Genomic DNA, 12,369 nt, shown 5'->3' with positions numbered 1-12,369 from the left:
TGGAATAAGGATATCGTGGTGGTTGAGATCAACCACCACGACTATAAAAGGGTACACTAACCTATTAAAATTAACTATCTACCCCTTTATTCCTGGTTGTTTAATTTGATAGTTTTTTGCCTTTTTCTGTTCTTTAACCATATTCTTTACATCTTCCAACAATTGTTTGGCATCGTAGATAATTCCATCTTTTACGGTGTATTTGACCCCACCTACTCGTTGAATTGTATTATCCTCCATTAATTTGATGGCTCCAGTTCCGTAAAGTGCTTTTAGGTTTACCAATGGATTTTCCTCAATGATTACAAAATCTGCCAATTTTCCTACCGCAATAGTTCCTATTTCATCATCCATTCCCAAGGATTCCGCACCGTTCAAAGTTGCAGCTTTTATAACCTCCAATGGATGGAAACCAGCTTCTCGAAGAAGCTCCATTTCCCTAGGATATGAAAAACCATACAACTCATAAATAAAACCAGCATCGGTTCCAACGGTAACACGTCCGCCACGATTTTTATATTCATTGATGAAAGTCATCCATAACTTATAGTTCGCTTTCCATTCAATTTCTTTTTCGGTACCCCAATAATGCCAGTAAGACCCATGGGATTGACGGCTAGGTGAATAAAATTCCCATAGTGATGGCAGTGTATATTCTTCATGCCATTCTGCACGTCTGGCTCTGGCCAAATCGCGGTTCGCTTCATAGATTACCATCGTTGGAGATAATGTAAAATCCAAATCCAGTAGTTCGTTCATGACCGAATTCCATTTGTCGGAGAACGGTTTAGCCGCTTGCGTCCATAGCTGCCCTGCCTCACCAAAACGATCTTGTTCATTTTGGTAGTTGTAATCCATAGAATAATCTTGTACAGTTCTATCTTGGAACAATGCTTCTGGAAGACCATACCAATGCTCCATAGCCGTAAGACCTGCCCTGGCACTGTGCAATACGTTCCATTGACCCACATAAATTTGTGCATGGTGCATTTTTGAACGTAAGCCCAAGTTCTTGTTTTCTTTAATTGCAGCCTCCATTACTTTAGGAGGAGCTCCAAAAAACTTGATGCCGTCAGCTCCTTTTTTAGCATTGGCCCTAACCCATGCTATAGCCTCCTCTGGTGTGGATAATTCTTCTCTTCCTCTTTCGCCATTTAACTTACTTCCAAAAGCTGTGTATGCTTTGATTCTTGGCGCAGTAATTTCATTCTTTGCACTTTTCTCTTTATGTTCCAAAGTCCATTCAATTCCATTTCCCGCAGATGGGTCAGCTATTGTAGTGATACCATGTCCCATCCATAATTTGAAAACATACTCTGCAGGTGTACCTTGTGCTACGCCACCTATATGGGCATGTGCATCAACAAAACCAGGCAGTATATACATTCCTTCCGCATCCAACTCTTTTCCTCCTGGTTTTAGAACAGGTCGTTTTTTGGAATCAATTGGGACTCCTGGATATCCAACTACTCTTACCTCTGTGATTTTATTGTTTTCTACTACAATATCTACAGGGCCTTGTGGTGGTGCCAATGTTCCATTGATCATCGTTGCACCCCTTATAATCAATTGACTCCAAGGTCCTTCCCCTTCCGCTCGCGCAGGGGCTTTTTCAATTTGTCCGTAAACAATCCCTTGCATTAATAGCAATGCAAAGGCCAATAGCTGAATTTTAGTTTTTTTCATTTTAGAGTAATTCGGTTCTATAATAGAAATCGTTAGTTCTTTAGTTCAATTATTATTTATTTCCTAGTGTATTTGGCCGGTATTCCTTCTGCAGGAAGCGACTTTTTGATAAAGTCCCTTATGTCATCATTGGCCGTTTTTAAATCTTCATTTCTGAGGTACATCATGTGGCCACTCCTATATCCTTTCCACTCCATACGATCTTTAAGCTTTCCGCTAAGATCCATTTGCCACATATTGTATTTTGCGTTGAAGTAATCCGTTCCGCCATCGTAATAACCCGATTGCACCAACACGTTTAGGTAAGGATTTTGCGCCATGGCCTGTCTAAGGTCATAGCCCGTAGTATTACCACTTCTATCCCATGGACGGACAGGTCCGAACATGTTGTATTTTAAATCGGTATTGTAATTCAAATAATTCTTAAAATAATAGTTGATTGCTGGTGTAAAAGAGTGCAACCAACTGGTAAGCTCAGCAGCATAATCTGGTCGAGTACCTGCTGTTTCTTTATCTATACCCAAATATCTGGAATCAAGTCTACCGATATTAAAACCTTCTTCTCTTAACAATTCTTTCCAAAAAAACCTTTTGGGTATACGTAGGTTATGTTGCAATACTACTTTTTTAGATAGACCAGAGTATCTGGCTATTTGTGCCGCTACTTTTTGTTTTTCAGCTTCGGGCAAGTATCCACCTTTGGATAAGGCAGGAGTAAGCTCATCTATGGTATATTTTTCAACTTCCGGAAGTATTTCAACTAAATCCTTGGACTGAAGGTCCGAAGGCAATTTTTTATGGTACCATGCAGCTGCAGTATAATATGGAAGGAAGTTTGCTGCACCTGGTGCTGTTCCCCTTTCAATACCCAATGTTGTTGGTGATACCAAAATAACACCGTTCAAATACATCCAGTGCGAATTTTGTAGCTCCAACGAAAGACCGGAGACCCTTGGAGTTCCATAACTTTCCCCTATCAAGAATTTTGGAGAAGCCCAACGATTGTTTCGAGTTACAAAATTATTGATCCAATCGGCCAAATATTCGATGTCTTGATTGACTCCGAAAAAAGTTTCCGACTTGGTTTTGTCATCCATTTCGTCTATAGCTCTGGAATATCCGGTATTCACAGGGTTGACATAAACGATATCTGCGACATCTAAAATTGTATTGGGGTTATCCTTGATACCGTATGGTTGTACAGGATGGCCTTCATCATCAATGTTTAATATTTTTGGGCCTGTGTAAGCAATGTGCATCCACACAGAGGCAGATCCAGGACCACCATTGAAAGAAATTACAAGAGGACGATTGGTAACATCCTTAACATCGGTTCGTTGGTAGTACGTAAAGAAGAGCCCTGCAATTATTTTGCCCTTTTTGTCCCACACAGGTTGCTTTCCCGTGGTAGCCTTGTATTTGATTTCTTTTCCTTTGACATTTACCGTTCCTTGAATCGAGACCGTGGAATCCATTGCGGTATTCACTTGTTGGGAAGTAGCTGTAAAGCCCAACAGGAGAAACAATGCAATCCATATGTTAGATTTAATTTTCATAATGCTTTTGAATAATGTTAAAACTCTTAAATAAATTGAAGTAAAATAATCGAACGATACAATCTTTAAGCTATCCAATAGCTTAAAAAGAGACAGAACTTTGCTGAATTGAGCATTCAATATTGAAAACAACACGTCCTGCCCCTTTAGCTAATCAAACTGATGGGATGTTATAATACCGAGGCCAACTGTTAGTGGCCTCGGTAATACATGATAAACTCTATAAATCTCTAGTTAACGTCCCAGAATAATTTAGTAGTAAGCACATCGCCTCCTACTGCAGTAGCCGCATTGTCATAATTAGCCCTATTCAACGTTTGTTCAGAAATAGGGTATGTTAAGCGAACTGGTACCGTTGGCACAAAAGATTCTGGTGGTGCTTCCAAAGTTGGATAATCAAGTCTTCTGTACTCAGTCCAAGCTTCCAAGCCTTGATTGAATAACGCAACCCATTTTTGCATTCCAATTTTTTCTTCCCAAGTACCTGGAGCCGTAGTATATGCTACATCTGGAGTTGCCAAATATGCATCAGCATCATCTCCCAAACCATAATACTCAAAAGATGCCCTGATTGCATTATTATAATGCTCTTCGGCATCTGTAACACCAGCAATGCCTCGTTCTGCAGCTTCAGCTAACAAAAACTCGATTGTAGCATAATCCAATAAAATTACCGGAGTTGTTGGTTGGTAGAACAATGTACCATATCTAGAATAATCAAAATAGCCCACCACTAGTCCTGAAGGTGAACCTAAATAAACATCCTCGGTTCCATCAACTGGTTGAAAGTAAACACTTCTTCTAGAATCATCCAATGAATTCATATAGTCCACAAATGGTTCGCAAGCTACAAAGTCACGTCTGTTTCCAACAGCCAAATCTGTATAAAGTTCAGCGGTATTTGGTTGTGACCCTAAGTGTTCAATCTCCGCGATATCCGCATTGGAAGTGAAAATATTAGGTAGAGCGGTGGTTACAGCATCCAATCCTAAGGTTGGATTACTATCAATAACCCTCATTCCCATTTGCAATAATAAAGAGCTTGCAAATTTTTTCCAATTAGAAACATTACCTCCATAAAGAATATCTTGGCTCCATGAAGCTTGAGCTTCATCCAATGCACTTATGGCTGTAGTCAATCTAGCTAATAAATCTGCATATATGACCTCTTGATCATCATATTCCGGTGAAATGTTGTCCACATCCAGGGCTTGTGAATATGGAATATCTCCGAACCCTTCCACTAATTTGGAAAATGTGTAAACCTCAACAATCTCGATAATCGCCAATTGATTGGCATTTTCAGGTGTTAAACTCTCCGAGCTTTCTATAACATCAGAAGCTTGTTTAAGGTTATTCAAAATATCCATATACACCTCATCCCACGTAAAATTGGAATAATATGTAGTTCCTTCATTATACGTTACAGATGAAATCTGCTGTACTAGCAATCTTGTGGTATTAAATGGATTACCATTGGCTCCATAATTAATTCCACTCATCGTATCTGAAAGATTTTTCACAGCATTGTTGAAAAAGTTTTCAGCTGGGGCCTCCGTGGCATTTTTTATATCCACATTCATTTCCTCCAAGTCTTCAGAGCAGGAGAAAAACAGCGCTACTAAAATTATGATATAATAATTTTTCATTGTCTATTTTTTTTTAGAATTGAACTTGAACGTTAACTCCAATGTTTTTCACAGTAGGCATTACCCCGTTTTGGGAGCCTTGCAAGTTTCCAGAACTTAACCCAGCTTCTGGATCTGCAAAAGGCAAGTTCTTGTGTATGATCCAAAGATTTGAACCTACAATTCCTAATCTAAGGGATTGTAAATTGAGCTTATCCATAAATGGCATTTTAGGGAAATTGTAGTTTAATGCAACTTCTCTAAGTTTAACGTAGGAAGCATCATAAATAAAGTTCGCTCGTGGAGCCCCAATACTTCCTGTTGAATTCCTATAATTGTCCATTGCAGTTCTAACTGTATTTGGAGAACCATCGGGAGCAACACCATCTAAAATGATTCCTCCACCATCTGCCAAAGAATTACGTTTAGGGTTTCCTAAATCGTTCAACCCGGTAGACCACGTATATAGACCTGACCTGTTACCAGTGTTGATATCATTGGAATATACATCTCCACCACTCTGGATATCGATCAAAAAGTTAAGGTCAAAGTTTTTGTACTTTAAGGAGTTGGTGATACCTGCTGTCCAATCGGGAGTTATATTTCCGATTACATTATTGGAAGTAGTTGTACGCTCGTAGGCACCCGTTACTTGATTTATCAATGGTTTTCCATCTACATAAATAAAGTCAGTTCCTTGGATTGTACCATATGCCTCTCCTACTGTCGCATTAATTGTTACACCATTTACTGAACCTAACTGCAAGTTGCTCCCTCCATCAAAAAGTGAAAGAACCGTACTTTCGTTTTTGGCCCAGTTGACGTTGGCTCTCCATTGAAAATCACCTGTTGGAATAATAGCTCCATCCAAAGCAATTTCAATACCCTTATTCTCAATTTCACCAGCATTTACAAATTTTGAGCTATATCCTGTAGCTTCTGAAATTGCCACTGGGATAATCTGATCCTTGGAATTTGTCTTATAAACAGACATGTCCAATCCCATTCTACTGTTCAAAAATCTCATTTCAAGACCAGCCTCATAACTAATTGTAGTTTCTGGTAGCAAATCTTGATTGTTTTTAGTGGAATTTGAACCATACAATGGCACTGTTCCAAATGGTGTTGGTTTGTCCAATACATCCACCAAACTGTTGGCTGGAGCTGAACTACCAACTTCCGCATAATTCAAACGAAATTTACCAAAACTCAACCAATTGCTATCAATTAGATTTGAGAAAACAAAACTGGAAGATACGGATGGATAGAAATACGTACTGTTCTCTTCCGGAAGTGTTGAAGAATGATCAAACCTACCTGTTACATCTAAATAGATAAGGTTATCATATCCAAATGAAGCTAAGCCGTAAAAACCATCAACACCAACTTTTTCAACAACTTCAGTCGGAGCTGGTGGCAAACTCAAAGAATTTGACAGTGAGAACAAATCTTTAAGCACTAATCCTCCATTGGTTTCCGCATAAATTGAGCTTAGGTCAGTTCTTCTTATGTTGGTACCCAGAACACCACTAATATTAAGTTTGTCCGTAACGTACTTGTTGAAATTTATCATAAGATCATAATTCTCCTCGCTGAAATTTATGTTTCTTCTGGAATATCTACCTACAGCTCCCGCTGTACCTTTATTATTTCTTTCTTCTTGAATAAAAGAATAGGTATCCAAGGATACTCTACCCTCAATGTTCAACCAATCGGTAAATTCATATTTTACAGAAACATTACCAAAAATCCTGCTTCGAGAATCGTTTTGATAGTTTTCATATACAACCCAATATGGGTTATCGATTGTACCTCCCATAAAAGGATCTACATTGTTCCCTGTATTGAAATATGCATCTTTCAATTCATCGATACCAACATTCATTGCCCAATACTTTCTCATGGAAGAGATTACATTTTGCGCGTTGGCACCAGTTTCGTTACCTGTTCTGTTTCTTCCTAGAGCATCTGTCAAAACATAGTTTGCACTACCTGAAACAGATAACTTATCTGTAATATCGAAAGAAGTGTTGATAGAGATATTGTCCCTGGTCAAGTTACTATTGGGCATAGCTCCATCTTGGCTAAATCTTGTGTAAGCTATCCTATAGGTCGCTTTATCACTTCCTCCAGCAACTGCAACACTATTTGTTGTTGTAACTGGTGTCTCAAAGAAATCTATCAGTTTACTATTTGGCGCTTCCCATGCTGTAGGTTGCAAGTAATTAGGTGAGCCTTCGTAGAAAGAATCCCACTGATACACCATTAAGTTAGAATCAAAAGGAGCTCCGTATGAACCGTAGGCAGTCGCTGGAGTAACTAAATCCAACTCTCCATCACCGTTCGCATCGGAATCCACAAAGTAACTGTCTCCACCACTACCATATACTGCACCATAACCTGTACCATATTCATATTGATAATCAGGCCATGTGGATTTGTCTATAAATCCTACAGTAACATTTGAGTTTATGGTAACGGTTGGCTGTTGTTTGGAACCTGCACCAGACTTAGTTGTAATAATCACAGCACCATTGGTAGCTCTAGACCCATATAGAGCCGTAGCAGCAGCACCCTTAAGCACGTTAATGGATTGGATATCATTAGGGTTAATGTCAGAAGCCATATTACCATAATCAAAACCTCCAGTTCCATTTTGTTGGTCAGAAGTATTGAAGTTGGAATTACTAACAGGTACTCCGTCCACAACAAAAAGTGCTTGGTTGTTCCCTGTTAAGGAAGTACTACCCCTTATCACTACATTACTGGAACCTCCCATGTTGGTGTTGTTCTTAATTTGCACCCCGGCAATTTTACCAGAAAGAGCATTCACAACGTTATCCGTAGGAGTTCTATTCACATCTTCCCCGTCCACTTCTTGTGTTGCATATCCTAAAGATTTCTTCTCTCTGGAGATACCTAGTGCAGTTACAACTACCTCGTCCAATTGTGCAGAATCTTCCTGCAATTGAATGGTCATCGGCGAATTACCGGTAACTTCCACTTCAGCGGTCTTAAAACCAATGTAGGAAACCACAAGTATAGCACCCATATCTGCTTCAATGGAAAAATTTCCGTCAAAATCTGTTTGGGCACCACTAGATGAACCTTTTACCAAGATATTTGCACCTAACAATGGTAATCCATCCAAATCTACAACGGTTCCAGAAACTACATTTTGAACCATTAAAGAATTGATTTCGTCTTTGTCCGACGATACTGGTTTAAAAGATTGTGATTTCATCAAAATAATCTGACGCCCACGCACCTTATAAACAATCGGAGTATCCTCAAAAAGCAATGGCAAAATCTCAGTAAGTTCCTTGTTATTGGTCTGTAATGAAACCTTCCTTTCTAATGGTATGTGCTTTTTCTCATACATGAAACGGTATTGAGATTTGGATTCTATTTCATCCAAAGCTCGTTCCAAGGTAACCCCTTCCAACTTTAGAGACAGCTTATCTTCTTCAGAACCTATCCCAGCTTGAATCTGGATTACAGAAGTCATTAATAGAAAAATGGTCAGTTTTGTCGCCAATCCATTCTTCAAGAATCCCATTATAAAAGGAATTCTAGATGGTTTTATTTTCATAATTTTGAATTGATTTAATTAGTTTTAATCGATATTTATTACACAGTTAAAGAGAGGGGATGTGCTAACGGACATTCCCTTTTTTTTATCTGCATTTTAAAAAGCACTTTTTTCATTGGCATCTTTGGTTTTTACGAGTTAGTCTTAGTTTTAGTTTAAATCTATTTAATGGTTATTTGGTTGATTCTTGCATTCTCCCGATAAATTTCATAATCAAAAGGAACAATCAATTTCAATGCTTCAAGAACATCTTCAACATCTTCAATGTTTCTATTGAACCTTGCGTTGAACGTCCGTTGTGTTATTTCTTTATTTGTATTTTGAATTTTGACATTATAAACACGTTCAAGGTTTGCCATTAACTCGGAAAACGGGGTATCCCTTATAACAATCTCTCCTATTGTCCAGCTTGTGTAAAGGTTGGTATCCACTTTATTTACAGCTATCTTTTGCTCTTCCCTGTCCCATGATCCTTTTTCACCAGGTACCAACAGCACCTCTTCATCGAGTGAAGAACCGTGACGAAGACTCACAGATCCTTCAACCAATACGGTTGCGACTTTCTTTTGTTCGTTATATGTAGAGAAATTAAATTCCGTCCCCAATACTTTTACCGCCATGTCCTCTGAGTTCACAACAAAAGGATGCACGCTGTCCTTGGAAACATCAAAATAAGCCTCACCATATATATAGACCTCCCTATTTCCAACTGCTGGAAATTTAACAGGGAACCGAATGTTCGATCCTGAATTAAGTTTGATTTCGGTGCCATCTGACAACACTAGGGTAAATATTTTTCCGTTTGGTACGTGCAGTTCATTAAATATGGATTCTGAGATCTGCTCACCAACTTCATAAATTAGGGTATCTCCATTATGCACAGCGACTTTTGCTCCAGTAGGCAATTCTATGGAATGGCTCCCATGATTGTCTATAGCAATAATCTCACCCCCAATGTCCAGCGTTACAAAATCACCAACATGGATATTATCATCCCCTTTAGAATTTACTTTGGATATCCACAAATAACTTAGAGACAATGAAAAAACACCCAAAAAAATGGCTGCATACTTAAACACGTTCTTAGACCATATTTTATGAACCTTTGATGGGAAAAGAATTTTCTCAACCTTCTTCCAATCTTTTTCTACATCCAATTCATCTAAAAAGGATAATGATTCATCTACCAAATTATTATTTACAATGGCGTCAAATAATTCTTGGTCATTTTTCTCCAAGTCTTTGTCAGGTTTACCCTTCAAACCCAATACCCCTCTTAGCTTCGTTAGTTGTAGTCTTAATCTTTTCTTGTTGCCCATGTAATTATTGTACTTACAATATAGATGACGTTTTTTTGTATTAGGGTGACAATACAGATATCTTTTTTTGGTTAACAATAATTTTCACCTGTAATTTGGTTAATTACCAAGTTTAATTCTATCTTACCATAACTTTAAGCTTGTATAATCCCCCAAACCTCAATTAAAAAATGGCATTAAAGGTTGAAGAGCTATTTAAAACAAACTATGCCCGGTTGTGTTTAGTTTCGTTTTCCATTGTAAAGGATAAGGATACCGCCAAGGATATCGTTCAAGAATTTTTTGTTTCATTTTGGAACAAGCGGGATACCATTTTGATATCTACCTCTTTCGAAGCATACGCCAGTAAATCAGTTAAAAACTTAAGTCTTCAGCATTTAAAACAGAAAAAAAAAGAGCAGCGGTTACATGAAATTATCTTAATGGAGGTTAATAGAACCGACCATAGTGTTGAAAAACCAAAGATCAACCAAAAAATGAACGAGCTGATTAACCAATTGCCAAAAAAAAGAAAGGAAATATTTGTTTCCGTTGTGGTTCACGGACAAAGCTATGCTGAAATAGCCGAGACAAATGGGATTTCTGTTAATACCGTTAAAACCCAAATGAAACGAGCATACGCCTTCTTAAGAATGTACCGAAAAGAAGATTATATCAGTTAACACCATTTTTTTACTTTAAAATATATAAAGTACAATTACCTATTTATTAATACCAACCACATTCTTCCAATTCGATTCAAGTCGACAAAATCACCAAAATTCCCGTTAAATTGATCACCTTAATTTACATGTGAATTGTAACGAACGGGCACCTAAACTGCTTTTAAAAACCCATCCCTGTCACCCTAAAACCGAAATATGTTAACATATACTTGAATACTGTTAATACATATGGTTTACTTTCTTTGAAAAGGAATTGAAGAAGTTTTGACCAACCAACAAACAATTAAACGTTTAATTATGAGAAAATTATTACTGGCAACATTGATGTTGCTACCCATTTTAATGAGTGCACAAGCAATTGGCGCGCCAGACAGAAAAGCAGGAGAAGGAGAAGGTCCTTTTGATCGGCTTATTTTGAGAGGCGCAATTTTAATCGATGGTACAGGTGGACCAGCTTCGGGCCCTGTTGATATTGTTATCGAGGACAACAAAATTGTTGATATTGCCAAGGTAGGTGTACCTAAAATAGCGATTGACGAATCCAAAAGACCCGAATTGGGCAATGGCAAAACCAAAGAAATCGATGTTACAGGAAAATACGTAATGCCTGGGTTAATCGATCTTCATGTACATACAGGTGGACCACCGAAAGCTCCAGAGGCTGAATACGTATATAAATTATGGATGGCCAACGGAATTACCACTGTAAGAGGGGTTCCCACAGCAGCATTGGAATGGTCGCTCAACGAAAAGAAAAGAAGCGAAAAAAATGAAATTGTTGCTCCAAGGATTGTTTCTTTTCATAGACCCGGATCCGGTAAGGAATGGAAAGGACGTAAGATTCTAACTCCGGAAGATGCCAAAGAATGGGTTCAGTATGCCCATAAAAAAGGGGTTGACGGTCTAAAACTGGGTGCGCATCGTCCAGAAATCATGAAAGCCTTATTGGATGAAGCCAATTCCCTTGGAATGGGAAGTACGGCTCACCTTGCACAAAGTGGTGTAGCTCAAATGAACGCTATCGATGCCGCAAGATTGGGTCTTACCAGTATGACGCACTTTTATGGACTGTTCGAATCCATGTACGAAAACAACGATGTACAGCCTTGGCCAGTTGATATCAATTATGGTGATGAACAACACCGTTTTGGACAAGTAGCCCGTCAGTGGAACATGGTAAAACCAGGTGGTGAAAAATGGAACGCGCTTCTTGATGAATTTTTGGAATTGGATTTCTACATCAACCCTACCATGACCATTTATTCTGCCGGTAGAGATGTAATGAGAGCTCGTAATGCAGATTGGCACGACAAATACACATTGCCTACCTTAATGGATTTCTTTTCTCCAAGTAGAACAAGCCATGGTGCTTACTGGTTCGATTGGACTACCGAGGACGAAGTAGCTTGGAAAAAATACTACCAGGTTTGGATGCAATTTTTGAACGACTACAAGAATAGAGGAGGAAAGGTAACTCTAGGTTCTGATTCAGGTTTTATTTATCAGACATATGGGTTTGGAACTATTTTGGAGCTTGAAATGTTGCAAGAAGCAGGTTTCCATCCTTTGGAAGTAATTCGTGCAGCTACTTTGCACAGTGCAGAAGAAGTTTTTAAACCATTAAAAAAGCCGATTGAATATGGCGTTGTACGTCCAGGATTATTGGCTGACATGATCGTGGTTGATGAAAACCCATTACAGAACTTAAAAGTACTTTACGCAACAGGTGCTGTAAGACTGAACGACGAAACTGCTGAAGTAGAACGGGTAGGTGGCGTTGAATATACCATTAAAGATGGTATTGTATATGATGCAAAAAAATTATTGAGTGATGTGGAAGCAATGGTAGACAAGCAGAAGCAAGAAAGAGGAGAAAAATAAATTCTATTATTCTCCATATATTGATTAAAATCAATAAACCTT

General features: G+C 38.4%; 7 protein-coding genes. 2 read left to right on the top strand and 5 right to left on the bottom strand.

Features of this window, described 5'->3' with window-relative positions; genetic code table 11:
- Positions 1-78 precede the first annotated feature (78 nt).
- From MWU56_RS00940 to MWU56_RS00920, 5 genes are all read right to left on the bottom strand, one after another.
- Positions 79-1,641 (bottom strand): amidohydrolase family protein, encoded by a 1,563-nt coding sequence (locus MWU56_RS00940; protein WP_410548926.1) that lies wholly within the window; start codon positions 1,639-1,641, stop codon positions 79-81.
- A gap of 101 nt (positions 1,642-1,742) precedes the next feature.
- A complete protein-coding gene (locus tag MWU56_RS00935; protein WP_247041303.1) occupies positions 1,743-3,242 on the bottom strand; it encodes a S10 family peptidase in 1,500 nt (499 codons plus the stop codon).
- Positions 3,243-3,472: 230 nt separating this feature from the next.
- Positions 3,473-4,891: a SusD/RagB family nutrient-binding outer membrane lipoprotein gene (locus MWU56_RS00930; protein ID WP_247041301.1), complete on the bottom strand. Its 1,419-nt coding sequence runs from the start codon at positions 4,889-4,891 to the stop codon at positions 3,473-3,475.
- A gap of 13 nt (positions 4,892-4,904) precedes the next feature.
- The gene (locus MWU56_RS00925; protein ID WP_247041299.1) at positions 4,905-8,462 is read right to left on the bottom strand and encodes a SusC/RagA family TonB-linked outer membrane protein; all 3,558 of its coding nucleotides are present in this window, start codon (positions 8,460-8,462) and stop codon (positions 4,905-4,907) included.
- 161 nt (positions 8,463-8,623) lie between these two features.
- On the bottom strand, positions 8,624-9,781 hold the full coding sequence (locus tag MWU56_RS00920) for a FecR family protein (RefSeq protein WP_247041290.1): 1,158 nt from the start codon (positions 9,779-9,781) through the stop codon (positions 8,624-8,626).
- A 170-nt stretch (positions 9,782-9,951) separates the two neighbouring features.
- Here MWU56_RS00920 and MWU56_RS00915 point away from each other — a divergent pair, with 170 nt between their 5' ends.
- Together MWU56_RS00915 and MWU56_RS00910 are read left to right on the top strand one after the other, a co-directional pair.
- Positions 9,952-10,443 (top strand): RNA polymerase sigma-70 factor, encoded by a 492-nt coding sequence (locus MWU56_RS00915; protein WP_247041288.1) that lies wholly within the window; start codon positions 9,952-9,954, stop codon positions 10,441-10,443.
- Positions 10,444-10,743: 300 nt separating this feature from the next.
- Complete coding sequence (locus MWU56_RS00910; protein ID WP_247041286.1) at positions 10,744-12,327, top strand: amidohydrolase family protein; 1,584 nt, start codon at positions 10,744-10,746, stop codon at positions 12,325-12,327.
- Positions 12,328-12,369 lie beyond the last annotated feature (42 nt).

Source organism: Allomuricauda sp. F6463D (genome assembly GCF_023015965.1).
Classification (GTDB): Bacteria; Bacteroidota; Bacteroidia; order Flavobacteriales; family Flavobacteriaceae; genus Flagellimonas.
The sequence above is the reverse complement of the archived record's forward strand: the minus strand, read 5'-3'. Positions and strand labels throughout refer to the sequence as shown.